Raw genomic sequence first — 24,241 nt, forward strand, 5'->3', positions numbered from 1 at the left:
ACTAAAAGCGAAAGTTGTTACTATAGTTTCTTGAAAAAATTTATTTTTAAAAGTTTCTTCTACAATGTTAATGGAACACTCTTTTTACGTAACGACGATAGGAGAGAAGTGGAATGTGTGTGGAATGGCAATCTTATTTAATTATTACATACTTTTTGATTTATTAAATGCAGGTATTATTTTTTTCCAAAAAGGTGCTTTATTTTTTTTGTTCCTTTCTTTAAAATATCTACTTTTTAATTTTTCACAAGTAGTAATTTTAATCTTTTCCTTGCCAAATTTCTTCTTAAATGTTGATTCCAAATAATTATTAATAGCATCAAAATATTTATCTATTTCTAAATATGAATATAGGGCAATCCAACTTGTAATTATTGTATAAACTGCATTAAAAGTATCTTCATTAAATTCTCCATTCTTAACTTCTTTTGCAATTTTACTTTTTAGATATGGAATAGAATTAGTTGGAGGCAATAAATTTTTTCCATCAAAACGAATGGAAAGAAAAGATAAGGTTTGTTTAAATGGGTTTATGATAGTGGTTTTTCCTATTTCTTTCTCGTTTAACTCATGGATTTCTAAACCAAGTTCGTTAGTTAAGTATGCTGAAATATTATTATGACCATCTTTAGCATTTTCGATATTATCAAATAAAACAATAAAATCATCAGCATATCTGACCATTGGATGATTTTCACTTTTCATATAACTATCAAAATCTGCCAAAAAAACATTAGAAAGCAATGGTGAAAGTGGATTTCCTTGAGGAATACCTTTTCCAGCATTTTTAAACAATTCTTTATGCTTTTTACCCAAGCGTTTTAATCCTCCAAGTTTTTGATTAAGAGCATTTATTAACAAAAAATTTATTGTTTTATCTTTTAGATTTGGAAATATTTTATTTTTTAAAAGTGAATCTTTATCAACTTCTTCAAAAAAATTTACAATATCAGCTTTAAGTACTATTTGTTTTCCTTGGTCAAAAATACTTTTCATCTGAAGTACAGCCTGTTTTACACCTTTGCCTTTTTGATAAGCATAGCTAATACCTTCGCTATCTTTAAGTAAATCCTTGAGTTTTTCTTCAAGTAGAATAGCAAGTGCTTTAAGAACAACTCTATCCCTAATTTCAGGAATTTGTAGCGGTCTATACTTTCCGTTTTCTTTTTTAATAACCGCAGCTCTATTAGGAGAAAAGCTATAGTTTCCCTTAATTAGAAAGCGCCTTATGTTGAAAATATTATTAGTAAGATTTTGTTGAAACTCTTTTATAGTACGCCCAGATAATCCATGAGATTCTTCATTCTCTTTCTTTAATTGGTTCCATGCTTCAAATAAGAAGTCTTTATTTGATAATTCTTCTAGTAGTGTCAATGTTAAGCCTTAATATATTTTAATTGTCTACTAATGCCAGTAGTATTAATGCGATAGTTAACCATTTGCAAACTAGCAGAATAATTAGTTGCAATTTCCCTTTTGGACATATTACCAATAGTTATGGCCCAAACCAAGCATTCCCTGGGTAATTGAAGACATGAACCAAGATATTCGGCTTCTGACTCTTGAAACTTATCATAATATCGCATGTAGCTAGGTAATATAACTCCTTCAGGAACAACTATTTTATGTTCACAAATAATATGAGCTAACTCATGCATTATATCACTTTGCTGCCTTGCAATACTAGTCCTAGTATTATGAATAATTAGTTTTTGATTATTACAGTCTGTCATTGTTAGGGCAGACCAACCTGAACTAGTAGAATTATTTCCTAATAAAACATCAAGTTCCTTATTATTCAGTCCCAATATCTCTGGAGAAATTACTTCTATTTCTAAATGGTTTGCTAATTTGAAACCACATAAAGGTTCATGGTACTCCAAACCTAATTCAGTCCTGAATTGATTTGAAATTCTTTCAGCTTTAGCCTTAAACCCTCTTTGCAAATAACTCTTTTTTGCCAAATCATTTTCTGTTATAAGCCATATCGATAACTTTGGTTAGCATATTCATAGTATCTGGATCCAATTCTCTGTCTGCTCGCAGATGTGCTAAAATTTTATCTTTTGATGAAACGCTTTTTGATTCACTGTTAGAAACAATAAATGTTTCAGTGGTAACTTCCAGCCATTTGCATATTTTAATAAAAGTTTCAACGTCAGGAAGTTTTCCTTGTTCTATTCGTGAGAGTGTAGCAGAACTGATATCACCAATTTCGGAAGCAGTAACTCTTAATCCAGTACTTCCCCTTTTTGCTTTGAGCATACCCGCTAAAAGACTTGTATTTAGTTCAGAATTCATTTAAATGTTAATAAAATTAAAAAGTTGTTAATAAGTAAAACATTGTTTCACTTGTGAGACAGTAAAACATAGCGTATCTTTGATGCAACATAATTTTATGTGTGAAACAAATATAGTAATTTAAATTTAAAAAAAATGATTAAAGAAGAAAACAAAAAAAAGCTGGTAACTATTATAGTTAATGGGACACCACATGAAGAAGAAAAGAATGATATCACTTATGATGAAGTTGTCACTTTAGCATTCCCTGATTTCCCTCAACATCCTGAAAGAACTTATTCAGTTACTTATGAAAGAGGACAAGGAAATAAACCAACTGGAATTTTATCTCCAGGTGGAAAAGTTAGAGTAAAAGAAGGAATGATTTTTAAAGTGAAACATACTGGACAATCTTAAATAGAAATGATAGTAAGTTTAGCAGAAAATAATGAGGATATTGAGAGATTATTAAAAAAGGGATATGCATTATCAATAGATAACAATCATCTTGTTGTAAGAGATATCCCTTATCTAGATAATAATGGAAACCTTCAAATAGGTGCAATAGTCTCAATAGTTAATTTTATTAACCAGAATAAAATGAGCATGAAAGACCATCAAATATTTTTTTGTGGTAGTGCTCCTTATGAATTGAACGGAAAACAAATTAGGAATCTAGGTGGAGGTGCAACATCAGTTCATTTGACTTCTAAAGATTTAGTTGTACAAAGGTCTTTTTCTAACAAGCCTCCAAGTGGAAAGTTTAAAGATTGGTTCGAGAAAATTGAAAATTATGTTACCATAATTTCTGGACCAGCTATGGATAAATTCGATGCTAATCCTTATACTTTTAGAGTTGCTGATGAAAATTCTAAATCTGTATTTAAATTCAGAGATACTCTAACAAGTAGGTCTGAAATAGGAGAATTAAGTGCTAAACTTGAAGAGGATACAATTGTTATTATTGGTCTTGGCGGAACAGGTTCATACCTTTTAGATTTTTTGGTTAAAACTCCAGTTAAAGAAATTAAAGCATTTGATGGAGATTGGTATCATGTTCATAACGCATTCCGCTCTCCAGGGAAATTAAATGAAGAGGAGCTAGGTAAAAGAAAAACAGAGGTCTATAAAAATCGTTATCAAAATTTTCGTAGCAATGTAAATATTTACCCAAATTATATTACTTGTGATTCTGAAGATGATTTAACTGGAGTTACTTTTGCTTTTGTGTGTGTGGATAGTGGCGATTCTCGAGTCGAAATATTTGATTTACTAGTGAAAATGAAAATTCCATTTATAGATGTGGGCATGGGTTTAGATAAAGATACTGGGTTAATAAGTGGAACACTTCGCACTACTTATTTCTCTGCTGAATCTGCACAAAGTATTATAGATAAAAGGCTAGCTCCGTTAAGTGATATTCCCGATGACGTTTATAAAAGTAATATTCAAATTTCAGAGCTTAACGCTTTAAATGCCTGTTTAGCGGTTATAAAATATAAACAGATTAGAGGTTTTTATTTGGATGAAAATTCCTATTTCCACATGTTGTTTAATGTTGATGGAGTAAATTTAGTAGGGGAGAATGGATAAAATTAAATTATTAAAGGTTGAATATTTGCCAAAAGACCTAGAACAAGGAATTCTGTATGTTTCGCAAGAATTTGGTATCGCTGGTCATTTGTGTCCATGCGGTTGTGAAAATAAAATAATGACTCCATTAGACCCATCTGAATGGTCTTTTAAGGAATTAAACAATAAGCCAACTTTATATCCATCAATTGGTAATTGGCAATTACCTTGTAGGTCACACTACTGGATTACTGGCGGGAATATTGAATGGTCATATGACTGGAGCGAAGATGAAATCATTGCTGGTCGAGAAGCAGAGGCAAGAAAAAGAAAAGAATATTATGACGATTTAGAAGCAAAACAAACTAAAAAAACAATTTTAAGAAGAATATTAGATTGGTTTTTAAAACTATTATCAAATTAATAAAAAGAAAATTATGATTACAATTGAAGCAATTAAACCTGGCCCAAAACCTAAAAAGGATGATGGGTCATTAGACAAAAGAAGAAGAGTTTCTCCTGACAAGAAGAAAGATTACCCTCCATTAAAAAAGCATAAACATACAAAGGGTGATTAATCACTAATAATTAAATTCTATAACATTATGTAAAATAGAATCTCGATGTTAATCTTGGCCTCATAAAATTTTGGTTAAAACAATATGAGAAATGAGCGTCTATATTTTAGGGGTTAAGTAATACAAATTCTTAAGAGTTTCAATTATAAAAGAGATTTCAAAGCAATGTTAACGAGTTACAATGTTTCCTAAAATATAGCGAATGAGCCGTTAATTGTTTCCAAAATTATATGCAGCCTTGAATTTTTGTTTCTTTTGTTTCAAGAAAAAAGATAATGAAACATTAAAAAAAGGATTAATTGAAGTTCTAAATATAACAAGTGCATAGAATTTTATTTTTACTCACATATTTAATTATTTGCATAAACTTCAAATGTGTTCGTGAATCTCCTAAAAAGTCGATTTCATAAAATTTATGCTCTTGTGGCAATCCACGAGAATCGTCTAAATTTTTTTATTACGTACAATTTATCGAATACACGATTTTTAATGAGTGTAAAAAGAATAGCTTTTATTTTGGCGTTGGCAAGCGTTGGATAATTGTGTGAAAAATAAATTGCCAGAGAAATTTGATTTTATAAAACAATCGAGCGCTTGGTAGCGACTATTTTACATAACGGCTAATTATAGATACAAATGTTTTAATGAGCTAAACAACATAAATGAAAATTTGCACTATAATGTACTTGCGTTATGTAAAGATGGGCTTTGGTTAAAAGCGCATCTTTAAACTACAGTTTCTTTATTTTTTTCTTCTCTAATATTTCTCTTCTCAGTTAATGAAACACTCTTTTTACGAAGTGACGATAGGAGCGTAGTAAAATGTGTGTGGAATGGATTTGTTAATAAATATACTCATAATGTTAATATATAATATCTCATATTATGAGATAAATCATAAGTTTATTTAATTTTGTACTTGATAATCAAAGTTTTACAATGAATCGAATTAAAGAAATTCTTGAAGATAAAGGAATAAAGCAAAAATGGCTTGCTGATAAGATGGAGAAAAGCTACAATATGGTCAATTCGTATGTTCAAAATAGGAGACAACCAAGTCTTGAAGATTTATTTAAAATAGCAAATATCTTAGATGTTGCAGTAACCGAATTGTTAGATAATAATAAAAGTACAGAAGGAAGAAGCAAACCATATAAATATCGGCAATCTGATCTTTTAACTTTAGCTGAATCAGAATCTGAATATCAACTAACTACTAATATTCCGCTTTTAGGCAATGTCGCTTGTGGACATCCTCTTTTTGCTGAAGAAAATATTGAAAGTGAAATTCCAGTATCTGTCGAATTAATAAAAAAGGATAAAAACTATTTTATATTACGAGCTTCTGGGGATTCAATGGATGAGGCAAATATAAATGATGGTGATTTAGTTTTGATTAGACAAGAACAAGTAGCTGAAAACAGAGATAAAGTTGTGGCATTAATTGATGATGAAGCAACTATAAAAGAATTTTGGAAACAAGGCAATATGATTGTATTAAAACCAAAATCTACAAATAAAATTCATCAACCAATTATACTTACAACTGATTTTAAAATTCAGGGAATAGTAGAAGAAATTATAAAAATGTAAAATAAAATATTATGGCAAGGCAAAGTAAGAGAGGTAGAGACGCTGGTACCGGACAGTTTATTACTATCAAAGAGGCAAAACGAAGACCAAAAACTACGGTTATTGAAACTATAAAGGTTGGAAGAACGAAAAAGAGGAAATAATTGAATAACAAAAAATTCAAAATATTATCTATCGATGGAGGTGGAATTAAAGGTGTTTTTCCTGCTTATTTACTAATGTTAATTGAATCTGAGCTTGAAAAAAGGAAAGATGAAAAAACAAAAATATATCAACATTTTGATTTAATAACTGGGACATCGACAGGAGGAATAATTGCATTAGCTCTATCTTTTGGAATACCAGCAAAAGAGATTTATGAGTTATACTTAAATAATGCTAAAAGCATTTTTGGTAACAAAAAAAGTTTTTTTAGTCAATTATTTTTTGCTTCCCATAAAAGCGATTTTTTAGAAAATCTAATCCAAAATAAATTTAAAGAGTATAACAATGGTGTTGACCCTAGATTAAAAGATTGTAAAACTGATGTTTGTATACCTATTTATGATTTAGTTAGAGGGAATCCAAGTGTTTTAAAAACACCGTATCACGAAGCATTCATTAGAGATTTTCACATTCCAGCTTATCAAGCTGCTATGGCGACAGCTGCTGCACCCACTTACTTTAATCCATATTCAAATGAGTATGTTGATTTAAATGATATAAAAAAATCATTTATAAATAAAGTTGATGGAGGTGTCATGGCAAATAACCCGACTTTAGTTGCTTTTTTAGAGGCAATTAAGGCTTTTAAAGTTGATATTTCTGATTTGGAAATATTTTCTATTGGGACTGGTCATAAGAATTTCACAGATATTAATTCTAGAAGAAAATGGGGATTATACTATTGGATGAGGAAAAACAAAAGGAAAAGACTAATTGAATTATTTATGCAAAGTCAATCTCAATTAGTTGCTAATTACATTAGCTTATTGCACAAAGGAATAGATAGAAGAGAAAGTGAGAATTTTGTTTATGATAGGTTAGATGTTGAATTAACAGAAGGTAGTCACTTGGAAATGGATGAATGTGATAAACAGTTAATTTCAAATTTTGCAGAATTAGCTGCAATTGAATATCAATACAAAAGAACAGATATTTTAAAAAGACATTTTTACTAATTATAAACAAAATTATGAGTAATCAAATATTATTACAAATAGCGCAGTATTTAGATATATCGCCATCAGATTATAAAATTGCACAAGAGAGATTTAGTGCAGTTAAAAATTGGCTTGACAATGGGTTCTATAAATCTGGTTATTTACCTGATGTATATTTACAAGGTTCATTTAGACTTGGAACAGTCGTGAGACCATATCATAATGATAAAGATGGAAATTTTGATATTGACCAAGTATGTGAATTGACAAAATATAGTGAATCAAAATCTTCTAAAATTTTAAAAAATGATATTGGCGATAGATTAAAAGAAAATAGTGATTATGAAAGAATGTTAGATACTGAAGGGAAAAGGTGTTGGACGATAGAATATGCTACTGAAAATAACCGACCAGGTTTTCATATTGATGTTCTGCCAGCTTTAAAATCTGATGAAGGAACATTGCATAATATTGATATTACACACAAAGAAAATAACATCTATTCCTGGTCTACTAGTAATCCTAAAGGGTATTATTTATGGTTTAAATCAAAAAACAATTATTCAACTAGTTTTATTGAATCTCAAAGGAGTTCAATCTTTAATGCGAATAAAGGATTGTATGAAAGTGAGCAAGATGTTCCTAAGCAGCTCTTCAGAACATCATTACAGCGTGCAATTCAAATTATGAAAAGACATAGAGATGTCCATTTTGTAAACAAAGATTTTAAGCCAATATCAATAATTATTACAACTATTACAACGCAAGTATATAGACAAAGTAATATAATTGAGATAATTAATGAGTTTGTCAATTATTCTTTAAGTAGAAACGAATCTTTAATTAAAAATGGATATTTAAATAAAGATAACATATTAGATTATTCAAATGGCAAATGGTCCATACCAAATCCAGTTGACTACTCTAGACCAGAAAATGAAAGAGAAAATTTTGCTGACCGTTGGAATTTACAACCTGAATTAGCAAATTCTTTTTTTGAATGGGTGCAACAATTAAAAAGGGATATAAATAGTTTTGAGAAAAGTGGGTTATCCGATAATTTAAATTTAAAAACTAAATCATTTGGAACAGGTGATAGGATAGATAAAATTTTGATAAAAGAAACCAAGGAGAGATTAGAAAATGGAGTTAGTATGTTTTCTTCTAATAATAGAGAATTACTGGATTTAATTCATCTTGGTATTGAAGGCAAAACAGAATGGGAACCAATATTAGAATTAGCTAAAAGTTATTACTTTAAAGCAGATGAAGGCGAAAGTAAAGATGTAGCAAAAGTTAATTATTATCAAATTACCAAACATAGAGGACGTACATTTTCAATAGAAGCAAGAAAAGATATAGAAGATGTTTTAAGAAGAAATAACAATTCTGCTTCGTTCGTTCTTTGCTGTAATCTTCTATTAGGTTCTGCTACTCAAGAAATGATAAAAAATTGTATGGCTGAATTTAATTATGAAAATATTTTAGAATGGCCAATACTGAGATTGTATAACCATCCCTTTGTTTTGAAGCGAAATGTAACAGTTTAATTATGTGCACTTTAAGCTTCCTTAATTCTGAATTTCTAAAATTTAATTTAGAAATAATCCCAAAAGAGAGTGGAAGGGAAGGAGTAGATTTTATATTAGGAACTAATGAATTGTTTTTTCAATCATTAGATTTAGACACTATTGATCGTAGTGCTAAAATTGTAAAAAAAGATTTAGGAGATTTAAGAGACAACTTATTTATTATTCTAGTTTTAATAATTGAAGAAGAGCCAAGAATGGTTTATCTAATTCCTTCAAAGGATTTATATCAATCAGATAGTGACATTTTTATAAGTAATGATGTCAGTTTAATGCCTAGTTTATCTAATTGGGAGATTAGAATTTCTATTCATACAATACCAAAACTAGCAAAGTATTCTATAGAAAACATGGCTCATAAACTAAAAACTTAGTTTTACGCAAAACGAGTTTTAACCCAGATGATGTGTTGGCAAAACGACCTCATAATATTTTGGTAAAACAATAGGTGAATGAAGCGTAATATTTTAAGGAGCTAGTAATACACATTCTTAAGAGTTCTAAATTTCAATTGGATTTCTTAGAAATCTTAAGGAGTTCAGAAGTTTCTTAAAATGTAGCGTAGAGAGCCGTAATTGTTTCCAAAATTATATGCAGTCTTGAATTTTTGTTTCTTTTGTTTCAAGACAAAAGATATATAATTAAAACTTGGTGAGTTCTAAAGTTTCAAATTGTATTTTACATAATATTAGTAGTTACAATTAAAAAAGACAAATTTGAACTAACAATATAATAAGTGCTAAGAATTTTATTTTTCTTAAAATTTTAGCTCTTATGGAATGCCATGAGAATCGCGTAGAAAAAAATATGTAGCACAAATATCCATGTGCGACAAAATTTTAATTATATCTAAAACGTAGCTTTTATTGTGCGGCTGGCAAGCGTTGGAAAATTGAGTTATAAATAAATTGTAATAACAATTTGATTTATATAAACAATCGAGCGTTTGACAGCGGACATTTTACATAACGTCAAATTATAGGATCTAATGTTCTAAGTTTCCTAAATTCTAAAATATAATAAAGGGATAAAGCTTAATGACCCAAGTTCTGTCTATCGTAATGAAAACTTATGTTTCTAGGTATTTTACATAATATCATTATAGTTGACTAATGGTATGTTCTAAGCAAATAACCAACAATAGCATTTGTCCTATAATTAATATTATGTAAAATAGAATATTTTAAGACTGCTTCTACTTAGTTATTGATGTTTAATTAAATAAACTATAGATAAAAGTTTTAAACAGTATTCTCATAAAGTATTTTAAAAGTTTCTGGACATTTTATGAACAGAATATTTAAATCATCTACTCTAATATTGTGTCTGTAATTCACCATTAGAATTCGTTATAGTTCTATTTTAAAATAATATGTTAAATTTATTATCAAATTTTATTTTTAAAATACATTTGATTGGTTTTTTAAAAAGATATTGATATGAACCATGTCTACTAAAATTAAAGTAATGCTTATTACTGAAGGAACTTTCCCCTATAATGGCGGCGGAGTTTCTACATGGGCACAAACCTTATGTAATGAGGTTTCTAATGCAGAATTTAAACTTTACGCTATAAATGCCAATTTTGAGCAAAAACCTAAATACCATTTATCCGATAATGTAAAACAGATTATTCAGGTGCCTTTATGGACACCAGATGAGCCTTATGATTATATGAGTTATGGCTATGCTTATTATAAAACTATAGGTCGTAAAGAATGGACATCTAAACAGACTATAAATCAGGATTTTATACCTCTTTTTTCAGAATTACTTCACTTTATTTATGGTGAGCAAAATGAGATTAAAAACTTAGACGCTACCTTTTATAAATTATGGCTGTATTTTGAAGATTACGATTATAAAGAAACCATGCGTAGTGAGCCTGTTTGGGAAGCTTACTGTACTATTGTATCGTCTTATGTAGTTAGCGAAAACAACCCAACCGCTTCCCTATTAGATTTAACTATTGGAATGCGTTGGATATACCGTTTTTTAATCCCACTTGCCATTACAGATGTGCCAGAATGTGATATTTCTCATGTTACTATAAGTGGTTTTCCTATTATTCCAGCATTAATTGCCAATTATAAATTTGGAACTCCTATTATTTTAACAGAACATGGTGTATTTATTAGAGAGCGTTTATTGGCTATTAATAGTTCAGAATACCCGTTTTTTCTTAAAAATCTTCTCATTCGTTTTTCTGAAGCTATAGCACGTCTCTCCTATTATAAATCGGATCGTATTATCTCTGTTAACGCCTTCAATAAAAAATGGGAAGTTTTGTATGGTGCTAATCCAGATAAGATTCAGGTGATTTATAATGGTGTAGATCATAATTTGTTTAAACCTTTAGAAAAACCAGAACATTTAAAAAATATACCTACTGTGGTAGCATTAGCGCGTATATTCGAGCTTAAAGATGTCCTAACCATGATTAGGTCCTGTAAAGTGGTTGCTAATAAAATCCCAGAGGTTCAATTTCTCGTATATGGTGATGATCAAGCAGTACCAGAATATACCGCAGAATGTCTGGCACTTATTAAAGAACTACAAATTGAATCTAATTTTAAATTTATGGGACCAAAACCTAATCCGCATACTTTATTTTGTGAAGGAGATGCGTCTGTTTTAACCTCTATTTCTGAAGGTTTCCCTTATACAGTTATAGAATCTATGTCTTGTGGGATTCCTGTTGTTGCAACAGATGTTGGAGGTGTTAAAGAAGGTTTGGATGAGACTTGTGGTTTTCTATGTAAACCTAAAGACCCTGAAGCTATTGGAACAGCTTTAATAAGTTTACTCGAGAATCGTGAAATGAAGGAAACTATGAGTATTAACGCGAGACAACGCGTAATAGATTATTTTACTTTAGATAAATTTATTAAAGCTTACGAGGATGCTTATAAAACCATTAAACCATTAAAAAGAGCTTCGAATTTATTAAAAACTGAAATTTTTTCAATTAATTAATGAGCAAGCATCAACAAGAACGGCTGTATCAATTAATTGAAGCCGTAAAATTAAGAAATGGAAAGCCTGTAAATGCCCGAGTGGTTTCAGCTACTATTGAGTCTTTAGGTATTAGAGATGTTGATATTAAAGAAGACTATGGCTTTACCTCTATCCCAGAACTAGGTTTACATATATTCAATCTACTTAATACTCCTGAGTTTCGAGGTTTACAAAATGAAGCTCAATTAATTTCAGATCATAAAAAAAGACAAACTATTAGGTTAAGTAACTATTTAAGTGGTCGTTCTCAACTATTTGTAAAAGACTATAGTACAGGTTTATTTCATTTGCTTCCTGTAGCAGTTCAAATTTTGTCTATTATTATTTTTGGGTTCTCGTTATGGGCATTTGTAGGCTTTAATAAATTACAATCTACATCTGTAGTTTTAGGAGTAGTTATTGGCTTAGTGGTCACCGGAGGATTTGTCCAGGTTATTGGGAAACAAGTGTCTTTTTATTGGTACAATGAAGATTTTTTAATGGCTAAAAAAGCTATTTATCAGATTATTGGAATTGGATTAAAGAGTATTGCAGTATTATTTTTGGTTATTGGTGCAATTAATTGCTTTATCTTTTTATATCCCTTTCAATTTATAGTAATCACTTTTATTTATGCCTTTTTAATAGGTTTACTATTACTTACACTTGCCCCTTTATATACCATAAAACAGCGTTATATTATTAGTATTTCAGTAACTGTTGGTACTTTGGTTGCTTTGGGGTTACACTTTTTTACTAAAACTCCAATTTACTTAGTGCATTGGTTAGGTATTTTAATAAGTGCTATAATACCTATTATATATTTACAGTGGTTTTTTAAACGTATTTTAAAAACAAAACAAGGTATTAATAACGGTACTCCAAAAATTATGTTAGCCATTTACCGAAATTTGGATTACTTCTTTTATGGTTTGTTGTACTATGTCTTCATTTTTACCGATCGTATTTTAGCTTGGTCTACCTCTTTAAATAGAGACTTACCTTATGTGGTGTATTATGAAAAAGATTATGAAATTGGTATGGATTTAGCCATTTTGGTGTTCTTTTTGCTAGCTGGAGTTTTAGAATACAGTGTTGCTGCTTTTTCAAGATTTATGGAGTTTCACCAATACAAAGAGCGTTACAGCGACCGCAAATTGTTTAATGCAAAAATGAGGGATTCTTATATGAGCCATGTTAAACTATTTGCAGGTAGTACTTTAGTTATAGCGCTTCTACTCTATTTAGTTATTGTTAAACCTTGGGGTTATGAAGCTGGATTTGACGAACAGTTGAGCGACTTAAGTATAAAAGTGAGTATTTTAGGTGGTTTTGGGTATTTATTTTTAACCTTTGGTATGCTTAACGTCCTGTATTTATATACTTTAAATGTTCAAAAAGCAGCTTTACGTATTTTAATTATTGCCTTGCTAACAAATATTATAATTGGTTTATTTTTTAGCCGAATGGTGTCTTATGAATATGCCGTATTGGGCATGTTAATTGGCTCTTTAGTATTTGCCGTTTTAACCACTAGGTTTACTTTAAAATTCTTTAAAAAACTTGATTATTATTACTATGCGTCTTACTAAATTAACATTAATACTTATGCTATTTTTTAATGGATTGATGGCACAAAACACCTCTGTAAAGAGCTTGTTTTGCTATGGTGATATCGTACCTGCACAGGTTACTGGATTTGATTATGTGGTTTTGGAATCGGCATGGTTTACTTCTGAAGAAGTTTTATTTTTTAAAAATGAAAATAAAAATGTTCTAGCCTACATTAGTTTAGGTGAAGTAAGTGAAACAGCAGCTTTTTACGCAACAATTTCATCTGAAACCTTAGGAAAAAATACTATTTGGGATAGCCATGTTTTAGATATTGAAGCTGTAAAAACACAAGAAGTTTTACTACAGGAAATTGAAAAAATTGTAGTGAATAAGCGGTTTGATGGCTTGTTTATAGATAATATAGATAATTATACTATTTATGGTCCTACGCCACAAAAAAAAGAAGCTTTAATTTCCTTTTTAAAAGCTTTAAAAACGCTATATCCAGAACTTAAAGTTATGCAAAATGCAGGATTAGAAATTTTAGAAGAAACTTATCACTTTATTGATGCAGTAGCTGTAGAAAGTATTGCAAGCGATTATGATTTTGATAAAAATAACTATCGTCTACGAGACAAAAAAACGTTTAAATCTCGATTAAACTTAGTAAAGTCTAGTGCAAAAACATATCAACTACCTATTATTGCAATAGAATATGCCAATTCTAAGGTATTAAAAACAAAAATTGAAAAGAGATTAAAAACCTCTAAACTTAGTTTGTTTATAGGACAAATTGATCTGCAAAAAATCCCTAATTGGTATTTCAAATGATGAACTTTTTATTTGCCTATAATTTGGTGTTGGGTCCATTTAGGCTTCTATTATTTATTGCATTTATTTACGCCATTAATCTCTTAGTAATCAAACCTAGTAAAAAGAAGTATGGTTTAGATTTGTTTATTTCAAGCTATGCATTTTTTGTAAGTTTTTTAATTATACTAATTCTAATTCTTACTCAATTAAATAGTTACGACTTTATCGTAGTAGGTTTTATACTACTCTTAATAGCGGTATTTACATTTTTAGATCTCGATTTCAAAAAAGATTTAAGACCACAATTAAAACATATTAGAACCCGATTTATACTTTATGTCGTTAAAAGTATAGAATTTAAAACACCACTTTTAGGTGAGAAAAATTTCAAAAAGTCAAAAAATAGCTTAGATCAGGAAAAAAGAGTTATCAAGTTGTGGCAAATAAGTGTTGGAGTAATTATTGTTATTTTATGTTTTGCATCTCGTTTTTACTTTTTTAAATACGATAATTATACGTTATCTGATTTCTGGTACCAAGACCTATCTAGCATTAAGGAAATTACTAAGCAACACTGGTTTATTGCAAATGGTAATAGTCTTGGTGAAATGGCTTTAATTAACTTTTATGCACTTATTACCGGAATTAGTGATGCAGTTGCACTTTCGTCTTTTGCTTTAATTACTACAAGTTTATTGGCTTTGGTGCTTTTCTGGATGCTTAATAGAATTACAAGAAGTATTATGGTGCCTGGCTTTACAGCAGCAATGGTATTTATATATTGGTATTGTTTTTTGCCTTTAAATGTTAATTTAATGACTCAGCCAAAATCTGTTTTTCTTGCTCTTACATTGGCTTTTCCACTCCTTACCTACTTATTTGTTAATGACTCCAAAAAACTTCAGCAAAAAAGAGCTAAAGCCTTATTTGTATTATTTGTTTTGGCAATAGCTTTAATTAATTGGTTTGTTGCAATGGTTATAATTCCTGTTATGCTTTTTGTTTATTTTATATTTAATGTTAAAAAGCAAACCAAGCAAGTACTGACTATAATTGGGTATTATGCGTTATCCATTTTAGTATTAATACTATGTTATTGTATTATTGGTTATTTGCAAAGCAAAGAGATAAGTTTCTATTTATCTACCAATCTATTTTCATTTAATTATTACACTTACGCCCCACAGCTTATTTTACCTATAAAACAGCTGTATTCGTATTACTATATATCTTCAGTGGTTTTAGGGGTATTAAGTGTCGTGCTTTATTTTAAAAATACTTTTAAGTATAAAGCAGTCGCTATGTTAAGTGTTTTTTTAGTGGCGTTATTTTCTATGTACCAATTGCAATTAACGTTTATGGATCTGGACATTTTAAATCTTATTCTAGTGGCTTCTATTCCATTGGGTTTTGGTTTAATTGTTTTTTATTGTACTGAGTTATTGTCTTTTGTGACCTTGCGCAATACAATTAAAATTCCGTTGCAACTTTTTGTCATTACTATATCGGTTTTAGCTGTGCTTTATGGTTTTGAGTCACAAAAACTTAAAAATTATCCAGTTAGAAATCCAATTAATGCTCATATTTTGAAGGTTTATGATTTAATGGATCAAACCCTTCTACCCTTTTCTTATGCTATTGTTAATCGTGAAGTAAACTCTAGAATAGGCGAAGACAAACATTATTTTATAAATTATCAAGAGTTTGATGCGTCTTATATGGATCAAGATGAAATTTACTACAAGTTTAAAAACAATACTAACTATTTAAAATACCATCCTGAAATAGTGCTTCCTCAGAGTGTTTTTGTTTTTATTTATGATAAAGACGTGGTTTTAAATACCAAAAACGGATTGGACATAATAGAACAGGAAAAAGCTCAATCTCAAATAGATTTACTATTACAAAAAGGTCGTAAAATAAATGTTTTTTACGATTCTAAAGAGTTAAAAGTATACGAAATTATTAATGAACCCAAAGCGTCACATATAGACGATTTATTTTTTTAAATCATGAGTTCTAAATCTTTTTTTAATCAATTTATTTTATTCGCAATTACAATTATAGGATTAGTTGCGCTTATAGGTTGTCAAGATGACGACAAAAAAACTGAAGCTATTGAACTTATAAAAACGGTTTATGATGCAGATAGCTCTAACCCAATGGTTGTTTTTTTAGTAGACTACAAGGATGTTGAAAGTAAAAATTATAATAACGAATTACGTAAAACCATAAACTATACAAAAATTCCTTATCAGCAATTAGATGTATCAGAATTTAACGAGTATGGCTTATTAGCACCAACCACAAAAGTTGTTGTGATAAGAGACACCAAGGTTCTTTCTAAAATAGCTATGACCGCTTTAATAGCATTTGTTAATTCGGGAAACGCTTTGTTTTTTCCTAATGCTTCAGAAGATGAGAAATTTGGTTTCTTTATGGGAGTTAAACCTAATTCCGACTATATCGTTAATACTACTGCTAAAGGATTTACTTTTAAAACACCATTTATACCAGAGTTTAAAAATAAAAGTTATTTTACTAATATTGTTCATTATGGCTTAGCGAAAGAGAATTTTTCTTCTAAAATAGAAGTTCTTGCTACTGCTGAAAATGAATCCAATTACCCAACAATTATTAAAAATCGATTGGGGAAAGGTTTTGCTATTGCTTTCAATACTACTCAATATGCACAAAAGCAAGATAGAGGTTTATTGTTTGCTGGGGTTTTATCAGGTTTATCAAATGTGCCCTATCCTGTTGCAAATGTGAGTACGATTTTTTTAGATGATTTCCCTGCACCTTTATACATGGGAATACAAGAACCTATTAAAAGTGAATATCATATAAATCAGGCACAGTTTTATAAAAAAATCTGGTGGCCAGATATGGTAAAACTGGCAAAAACCTATCACTTAACGTATACCGCAATTCCTTGCTTTGACTATAGAGATAAAACAGAACCTCCATTTTTATTTCCGGAATGGGATGGCTCTACCGAAATGGTAAAAGGCAAATCAATTAACAATTCAGATTGGTTAATGCAACAAGTCTATGCTAACGGATTTGAAATGGGTTTTCACGGATATAATCATGAATCTTTAGTAATAAAAGACTGGGAAAATCCAGACTTTATGATAACTTCTTTAAATGCAGCTAACAAACGATGGAATTCTCTAAATTATGGAGCATTGCCACAAACTTATGTGCCGCCTTCAAATTTTATTGATAAAACAGGTGTAAATGCTTTAGTTGAAGGTATGCCTAGTATAACAACAATTAGTAGTCTGTATTTAGGAGATTTTTATGAAGGTGGCGATAGAGAATTTGATTTAGAACCTTATAACTCTGAAATATTTGATTTCCCTAGAAACACGAGTGGTTATGACATGTCTATACAAGCTCAATTTGATCATCAATCTCTATTTTTATATACTGGAATATGGAGTCATTTTGTTCATCCAGATGATGTGTATCAAATTCCAGCGGAGAACACAACAGATAGTAAAGGAAATTTTGCATACAGAAACCCGAATACTTATGGATGGCGTGTTTCAAAAGATAAAAGTTTAGGATTATTACCACGTTTTGAAAATTATATTAAGAATTTTCAAAAACAATATCCATTAACACCATCGTTATCAACGATAGAAGCAGTTAAGCGGACAAAATCTTGGCGCAAGGCATCCTATAATATTGACTTAGAAAAGCTAAACTTTAGTTTAAGTGAAGCACTTAATCCAAAAACTAAAACGTATTGGATGATGTATGTTAAATCATCAAATTGGGAATCGACTCAATTAAATTTAAAAAATCAAAAGTTAAAATTTTCAACAACACCTGTTTTAAATGGTGTTTTAGTAATGATTGAAACTAATGCAGCACAATTACAACTGGGTACAGGTAAGAAAATGATAGAAAATACAGATAACAATAATGAAGATATTATTGTAAATTCTGTTAAGAACTATGAGATTTACACTAGTGGTTTTCCTGTTTTTGAAACGCTAGATGAAGAAATAGACTTTGCAATTAAAAATAATAACATTTCAAAAGCAATTGCTCTATTAAAAGATAAAATCTTAACTCAAAAAACACCAAATTTAAAAGATTTTAACACATTAGATACCTATTATAATTGGGAAGAAAAACCTCAAGAAACATGGACGTTTTTAGATCAACTTTATTCAAAATCAAGATCTAAATTTATTATAGACTACTCTATAAATCTATCAAAATCTAACGATTATCCAGATTTGCAAACCCGTAAAAAATGGCTTTTAAGACAAATTACTATGTATCCTAACCAAACGTCTTTAAAAATTGCTTATAACGATTATTTTGAAACTGAAACAGGGTCTGTTTTAAGTCCCGAGGAATTATGGGAGCAACTTGAGAAATCTACAAGCCCTACGTCCAAGTCTCAATTATTGTTAGAACTAATGGAGAAAGATATACTTAATGCATTAGTCTATATTCAAAAGCTTCAACCTTGCGATGTGTTATATGCCAATGAAATTTCAGGAGAAATCGCACAATTTTTAGCAGAACAATCTTTTTATAATGACGCCATTTTATGGTCAAAGTGTGCTAAAAATATTACAAAAGAAACCCTTGTAGATTGGTATATTAACGCCAAAGATTTAGAAAGCTTAAAAACTTTAGATCTTGCAGCTTATTTAAATTATTTGTTAGTTACAGATTCAGCACAGGCGTTAAAAACTCTAGAAAATCTCTCACCTTGTAATTTAGAAAATTTAAATACGGATGATGTAGCCTACGCTTACGGAAACGCCAATTATTACCGTAGAGCTTTATCTTGGGCTAAATGTAATAAAGAGTTTCCTGTAATAGACCAATTACAGTGGTTAGCAGAGTTGCAAGACTATGACAGTTTAATAAAAATGTATCAAAATTATAGTTTAAACCATCCAGATGATGATAGTGTTAAATTGTATATGACTGCATTTTATTTAGGACAAAGTTCTCAAAAAGATGCTTTTGCAATAGCTGAAACTTTAAGTACTAAAGATTCAAAACGTTTAGTGATTCCTGACTTAAATGAAGCTTTAAATTATGCAAGCTTAGAAGATAAGCGCTTTATTATAAAAACTTACCCAGATTTAATTTTGGACAGTACTTTGGCATTGATTAAAAAAGAGCTAAGACTACAGACCGGACATTATTTAGAAAGTCAATCGACTTTAGTTACCGATCGTTTAAATCCAACTGCTTTCGGTAACCAGCTAAGCTATCATTTTTATAACACTAAGTTGGCTAAACATAGTTTTGGTATTAATCAATACAACGCCTATGCTATAAACACCAATGAAAATGATATAGCAAACAGAGATCACAATTTGTATGGTGTACATTATGGTTATGCCTTTAAAGAGCGTACCAATAAGTTTAACTTTAGTACTAAAGCACTCATAGAAAGAAATTCTGAAAATAAGTTGTTTTATAATTTAAGTTTAAGGGCGACAAAGTCTAAAGATTCTTTATATAGTAGTATAGGCTTATCAATAAGACCAGCTATAACAGGTCCTGCTTACAGTTTAAATATTTACCGTTCACAATTGGAGGTTTATGAAGAATATCAATTTAACTCAAAAATCTCTGGGGTTTTAGCACTTGAAGGTAACTGTTATACTGATAAGGTGATAGACGGTCTTGTAGTTTCAAAATTCATTTATTCATATAAATTTAAATCTTTTGATAGTTTAAATCCTTATACAGAAATTGCAGGAATGTTAGGTAATACAAATCGTGTTAATGGTTTTCCGTATTGGACAATAAAGGAGCGCTTCTATGGTGGTATAGGAATAAATTACCTTCACAACAATCCTAGCACAAAATTAGAGTATGGTGTTAATGTTGGTGGATTTTTAGATACGTTTTCAGATCAATTTTTACGATATGGCGGTCAGGTAAATTATCCAATTTCGGACTATTTTAAATTGAATGCTAACGCCGAGTTTTATACTTTAAAAAACTTTTACAGTAATAACTTTAATGTTGGTTTAACCTATTATCTAAAATAAAGAAAGCAGCCAAATCAATAAAAACGATTTGGCTGCTTTTTATAGTTAAAACCTTACATTATTCTGTTTTGTTCTGAACAGAAACAGGAGTGTCCATTTGCAAAGTTCGTATCGGGAACGGAATGTTGATATCATTGGCATCAAATACTTCTTTAATAAGCATAATAGCTTCGCTTTGCTGAGAATACATTTGACTTTTCTTAATATAATCTACGTAAAATCTCGTCATAAAATTAATGGAAGAATCTCCAAATTCAAGCCAGTAAAACTCAATACCTTCACCTTCATTTTGAGGAAAATTTTCTTTAATAACATTTAAAACCATTTCTTTTACCTCACGCAAGTTACTCTCATAGCCTACACCACAGCTTACAGTAATACGGCTTCTTGGAGTTAAAGAATAATTCACAAAAGGCTCATCTATAAACAAACTGTTAGGCATAACAACAATATGGTTATCTGGTCGTCGTAAAATTACATTTCGTAGACTTATTTCTTGTACAAAACCGCTATGGTCTGCAGTTTCAATATAATCGTCAATTCTAATTCTTGGTAAAAAGGATAATAGAACACCACTAAAGGTGTTGTTTAATGTACCTTGTAAAGCTAAACCAATTGCTAAGGCTACTACTCCTGCACCAGCTAATATCGAGGTTAAAGCTTTGTCAAGTTCTAAAATACCAAGCGCTATAAAGAAACCAATCATAATAACTACAGCATAAAATAGTTTAGTAATCATATCTACTATGGAGCTGCTTTTAATTCGTTTACTTAGTAACTTATGTAAAAATTTAGAACCGTATTTGGCTATGATATAGAAAAAAATTAGTACCAAAACAGATACAATCATATTTGGTAATTTTAGTATTATAGCTTCATACCATCCAATTAATTTTTCCCATAATTTGTCAATCGCTGCAGAAGTTCCTGCGTAAATAAAGTTATTCATCATAATTATTTTAAGTATTTAAGAGCATAGAAAGCATAAATGTCCCAACAATAAGAACTAAGACAGATAATAGGCCTCCTATTATTAAAAAATGTTTGAATTTATAGAGTCCAGTACCATAAATTAAAGTATTGGTTTGATAACCCATTGGTGTAAAAAAGCTAAAATTGGCTCCAAAAAGTACCGCCAAAATAAAAGGTTTTACTGGAAGATTTAATCCAGCAGCTAAAGTTACAGCTATTGGAGTAATAATTACAGCAGTAGCATTATTAGAAATAAAACCACTCAAAATCATGGTTATACCAAATAAAGCTCCTAAAGCAATATAATTTTCCTGTCCGCTTAATAAATTAATTAAGTGTGAAGCTATATAAGTGTCCGTTTTAGAATTAGAAATAGCAATCCCTAATGGAATCATTCCAGCCAATAAAAAAATAATTTGCCAATTAACCCTTTTATATATATTATTCAGACTTATACAATTTGTAAGTAAGAGTGCACCTACACCAATAAGAGTACTTGATAATATAGTTAAAATTTGTAAAGCAGCAAGTAATACAACACCTATTAAAATACTTAAACTTAAAATTTGTTTAGCTTTACTATAAGCTAATGCATCGTCGTGTTGCCTTAATACTACTATGTTTTCTTTTTGATATAGTTTATTTAGTCCTGAATCTTCTATTTTAATTAAAACCCTGTCTCCGGCTGTTATAGCCATGTTTTTAATAGCTTTTGGTAGAAACGATTTTGGAGCGTTAGATAACATTTTCTTTTTTTGAATACCTAATGGCACACCTATATTTGAAAGTAGGTCTTTTATTTGAGCCAGTTTTTTTCCTATAAACTCAGAACCTGGAAGAACTAAGACTTCTATATACGAATATATTTTTTTTTCAGAATTCTCTTTATCGATTGCTTTGTCCTCTAATTCTATTTTTAATTCAAAATCTTCAGATTTTATTAAATTGAAATTTTCGATGGTACTCATGAGAATAATAGTATCACAAAATCTTAAAGTGGTATTTTTTCCAGGTTTTGTATTTACCATATTTTCTCTAATCAATTTTAAGAATTTTACTTCTGGGTTATCATAAAATGGAATTTCAAAAAGTGGCTTACCAATAAATTTAGAATGTTCAGGAACTGTAATGGTAAATAAAAAGCTATTGTTTTCATTAAAACCGCGAAGCGAATCTTTATTTGTTTTTGGTAAAAACCTACTCGCAAAAGTCATAAATACCACTCCAATAGCAAGAAATACCAATCCGTATAGTGAAAATTCAAAGAAAGAAAATCTCTCTACACCAAGTTTTGAAGCAGTAGCATTAACAAGTAAATTAGTAGAAGTTCCCATTAAAGTACAACTTCCCCCAAAAATACCAGCAAATGAAATTGGCATTAAAAGCTTGGAAGATGAAAAGTTATACTTTTCTGATAATTGCGAGATTATTTTTATAAATATGACTACTACAGCTGTGGTGCTAATAAATGAAGAAATTCCTGCAGAAACTAGCATAAATACAGGAACTAAAAATATGAGTGGTAAAATACTTAGTTTTTTTATAGACTGAGTTAGTAAATTAATGACTCCATTGTCCTCGAGTCCTATTGCAATAATCATTAACATTAAAATAGTTATGGTTGCTGGACTAGAGAAGCCACTTATTGCCTCTTCAGGGTTTGTTAAACCAGTTATCACTAAAGCTACAATAATTAAAAAAGCAATTTTATCTATGTCAAGAATTTCGGTAACAAATAATAAAACCGAAATGGCTAAAATTAAAAAAACTAAAGCAATAGACACTGTCATTTTAGGCTGGCTTATGGTTTAAGCTAATATATTTGAATCCATTTAAAATTATGTTAACTTAATAATAATCTTATCAGTATAATATCTTAAAATATCTATTTTAGATAAAATTTTAGCTCCAATGAGAAGTTTAGGTAGATTTATAAAAGTATGTGTTGCATGCTGTTTTATTATAGCTTGTGATTATGGAAACGTTATTGAAATCCAACAAAAATCAGAATATTATGATGCCTATGTAGATTCTGTAACTAAGTTAGCTCCGGTAAAGTCTTTTTCCAATTGGAAACAAATGACTAAAAAACATGATTCGCTAAAAAATGAAGTCGTTTTAGTTTCAAAAGATTTAAAAAAAGATAATGCCATTAATGAACTTATTAAAAACAATTCTAAAACCTTTGATACATTTAAAATATCTAGTATTAATGCTTTTAAACAACTAAATTCTAATGATTCTATTCAACTATTACAAAAGAGAATTTTTAATTTACCTAGTGTTGATTTACGTTATGAGAAAATCACTCAAAGTAATATTTTACAATCGTTTGTAAATTTTGAGAATTTTTTAGATGAATACTCTAAGTCTCTTTCTAAAGCGGATTGGAGAAGAGTTCATATTATCTATGATGCTTTAGATCATCGAAAAAAAAATATTTCAGCAAAAATTTCTGATATGGATAAAGTTGAAATTAATAAAATTCAACCTAAAATTTTTGCACTTATTAAATTGAATGATTTTTTTAAAAGTCAATAAAAAAGGCCGTTCATCTTTAAAATGTGGACTTACATCTATTATTTGGTAAAAAAAATCATTTTCCTCGGTTAATGTAGTATATTTATTTTTTTAACAAAATATTATATTATATAGAATATGAGAAAATTTATTCTGCTTACGGTAGTATTGTTTTTAAGCTATCAAACTTACAGTCAATCTACCCTAACTCCAGTATCAGACTGGACTGTGGTGACTACAGATGCCACAGATGTGACTATTTACAAACGAGATGTTAAAAAAACAGATCAAAAAAACGATTCCAATAATCTGTATGAGCAATATCGATTTGAAAATAATTCAAATTCAGATGTCTTTATTAATTGGAATTTTACAATGAAGTATTCTAATATAGCAACAGAGACCGTGCCTGGTGAAGAAAATTATAGAGCACTTTATCTTGCGAAAAACCAAAATTTTATTCCAGATTATTTTTCAAGTAATGAAAAGTTATTTTTCGTTTTTAAATCGTTTTTAAATAACAAAAGTGATGCAAAACTTGAATCTTGCAGATTAGATAATTTAACCATCAAAATACTATAAAATAG

21 protein-coding genes and 1 pseudogene are annotated in these 24,241 nt (G+C 29.5%); 17 read left to right on the forward strand and 5 right to left on the reverse strand.

Going from position 1 to position 24,241, the window contains the following annotated elements; translation table 11 throughout:
• Positions 1–144 precede the first annotated feature (144 nt).
• From C7H52_RS07735 to C7H52_RS07745, 3 genes are read right to left on the reverse strand one after another with little or no spacing between them, the layout of a single operon-like run.
• A complete protein-coding gene (locus tag C7H52_RS07735) occupies positions 145–1,374 on the reverse strand; it encodes a reverse transcriptase domain-containing protein (RefSeq protein ID WP_106463328.1) in 1,230 nt (409 codons plus the stop codon).
• 2 nt (positions 1,375–1,376) lie between these two features.
• On the reverse strand, positions 1,377–1,964 hold the full coding sequence (locus C7H52_RS07740) for an ImmA/IrrE family metallo-endopeptidase (RefSeq protein WP_106463329.1): 588 nt from the start codon (positions 1,962–1,964) through the stop codon (positions 1,377–1,379).
• 1 nt (position 1,965) lies between these two features.
• Positions 1,966–2,301 carry a helix-turn-helix domain-containing protein gene (locus tag C7H52_RS07745; RefSeq protein WP_106463330.1) on the reverse strand — a complete coding sequence of 112 codons (336 nt, stop codon included), beginning with the start codon at positions 2,299–2,301 and terminating at the stop codon, positions 1,966–1,968.
• Between the two features lie 135 nt (positions 2,302–2,436).
• Here C7H52_RS07745 and C7H52_RS07750 point away from each other — a divergent pair, with 135 nt between their 5' ends.
• From C7H52_RS07750 to C7H52_RS07805, 15 genes and pseudogenes are all read left to right on the forward strand, one after another.
• Positions 2,437–2,697 carry a multiubiquitin domain-containing protein gene (locus C7H52_RS07750; RefSeq protein WP_106463331.1) on the forward strand — a complete coding sequence of 87 codons (261 nt, stop codon included), beginning with the start codon at positions 2,437–2,439 and terminating at the stop codon, positions 2,695–2,697.
• A gap of 6 nt (positions 2,698–2,703) precedes the next feature.
• Complete coding sequence (locus C7H52_RS07755) at positions 2,704–3,873, forward strand: ThiF family adenylyltransferase (RefSeq protein WP_106463332.1); 1,170 nt, start codon at positions 2,704–2,706, stop codon at positions 3,871–3,873.
• Positions 3,866–4,276, forward strand: a complete 411-nt coding sequence (locus C7H52_RS07760; RefSeq protein ID WP_106463333.1) for a DUF6527 family protein — start codon at positions 3,866–3,868, stop codon at positions 4,274–4,276. The genes C7H52_RS07755 and C7H52_RS07760 overlap by 8 nt, the downstream gene beginning before the upstream one ends.
• Before the next feature lie 13 nt (positions 4,277–4,289).
• Complete coding sequence (locus C7H52_RS13440) at positions 4,290–4,430, forward strand: hypothetical protein (RefSeq protein WP_181256222.1); 141 nt, start codon at positions 4,290–4,292, stop codon at positions 4,428–4,430.
• Positions 4,431–5,369: 939 nt separating this feature from the next.
• Positions 5,370–5,558: pseudogene (locus tag C7H52_RS13540) on the forward strand (helix-turn-helix domain-containing protein); the annotation flags it as partial.
• Positions 5,541–6,023, forward strand: a complete 483-nt coding sequence (gene lexA, locus C7H52_RS07765) for a transcriptional repressor LexA (protein ID WP_245918606.1) — start codon at positions 5,541–5,543, stop codon at positions 6,021–6,023. The pseudogene C7H52_RS13540 and the gene lexA, both read left to right, overlap by 18 nt.
• Before the next feature lie 11 nt (positions 6,024–6,034).
• Positions 6,035–6,166, forward strand: a complete 132-nt coding sequence (locus C7H52_RS13555; protein WP_262494503.1) for a hypothetical protein — start codon at positions 6,035–6,037, stop codon at positions 6,164–6,166.
• Positions 6,167–7,183, forward strand: coding sequence for a CBASS cGAMP-activated phospholipase (locus C7H52_RS07770; protein ID WP_106463335.1), 1,017 nt, complete (start codon positions 6,167–6,169; stop codon positions 7,181–7,183).
• Between the two features lie 14 nt (positions 7,184–7,197).
• Complete coding sequence (locus C7H52_RS07775; protein WP_106463336.1) at positions 7,198–8,715, forward strand: nucleotidyltransferase domain-containing protein; 1,518 nt, start codon at positions 7,198–7,200, stop codon at positions 8,713–8,715.
• Between the two features lie 2 nt (positions 8,716–8,717).
• The gene (locus tag C7H52_RS07780; protein WP_106463337.1) at positions 8,718–9,128 is read left to right on the forward strand and encodes a hypothetical protein; all 411 of its coding nucleotides are present in this window, start codon (positions 8,718–8,720) and stop codon (positions 9,126–9,128) included.
• Positions 9,129–10,200: 1,072 nt separating this feature from the next.
• Complete coding sequence (gene pelF, locus C7H52_RS07785) at positions 10,201–11,730, forward strand: GT4 family glycosyltransferase PelF (RefSeq protein WP_106463338.1); 1,530 nt, start codon at positions 10,201–10,203, stop codon at positions 11,728–11,730.
• Positions 11,730–13,343 carry an exopolysaccharide Pel transporter PelG gene (pelG, locus tag C7H52_RS07790; protein ID WP_106463339.1) on the forward strand — a complete coding sequence of 538 codons (1,614 nt, stop codon included), beginning with the start codon at positions 11,730–11,732 and terminating at the stop codon, positions 13,341–13,343. Before pelF ends, pelG begins: the two co-directional genes overlap by 1 nt.
• 16 nt (positions 13,344–13,359) lie before the next feature.
• Positions 13,360–14,136 carry an endo alpha-1,4 polygalactosaminidase gene (locus C7H52_RS07795; RefSeq protein ID WP_181256223.1) on the forward strand — a complete coding sequence of 259 codons (777 nt, stop codon included), beginning with the start codon at positions 13,360–13,362 and terminating at the stop codon, positions 14,134–14,136.
• Complete coding sequence (locus C7H52_RS07800) at positions 14,133–16,127, forward strand: hypothetical protein (protein ID WP_146130024.1); 1,995 nt, start codon at positions 14,133–14,135, stop codon at positions 16,125–16,127. Before C7H52_RS07795 ends, C7H52_RS07800 begins: the two co-directional genes overlap by 4 nt.
• 3 nt (positions 16,128–16,130) lie before the next feature.
• Complete coding sequence (locus C7H52_RS07805) at positions 16,131–20,162, forward strand: DUF2194 domain-containing protein (protein WP_106463342.1); 4,032 nt, start codon at positions 16,131–16,133, stop codon at positions 20,160–20,162.
• Between the two features lie 58 nt (positions 20,163–20,220).
• On the opposite strand, the gene C7H52_RS07810 is transcribed toward C7H52_RS07805, so the two are convergent.
• Positions 20,221–21,114, reverse strand: coding sequence for a mechanosensitive ion channel family protein (locus tag C7H52_RS07810; protein ID WP_106463343.1), 894 nt, complete (start codon positions 21,112–21,114; stop codon positions 20,221–20,223).
• 7 nt (positions 21,115–21,121) lie between these two features.
• Complete coding sequence (locus C7H52_RS07815) at positions 21,122–22,924, reverse strand: SLC13 family permease (RefSeq protein WP_106463344.1); 1,803 nt, start codon at positions 22,922–22,924, stop codon at positions 21,122–21,124.
• Between the two features lie 121 nt (positions 22,925–23,045).
• Between C7H52_RS07815 and C7H52_RS07820 the strand changes: the two genes are divergently transcribed.
• Positions 23,046–23,675, forward strand: coding sequence for a hypothetical protein (locus tag C7H52_RS07820; protein WP_106463345.1), 630 nt, complete (start codon positions 23,046–23,048; stop codon positions 23,673–23,675).
• A gap of 117 nt (positions 23,676–23,792) precedes the next feature.
• Positions 23,793–24,236, forward strand: a complete 444-nt coding sequence (locus tag C7H52_RS07825; protein WP_106463346.1) for a hypothetical protein — start codon at positions 23,793–23,795, stop codon at positions 24,234–24,236.
• Positions 24,237–24,241: the final 5 nt, after the last annotated feature.

The sequence above is a fragment of the Aurantibacter aestuarii genome, assembly GCF_003008425.1.
Classification (GTDB): Bacteria; Bacteroidota; Bacteroidia; order Flavobacteriales; family Flavobacteriaceae; genus Aurantibacter; species Aurantibacter aestuarii.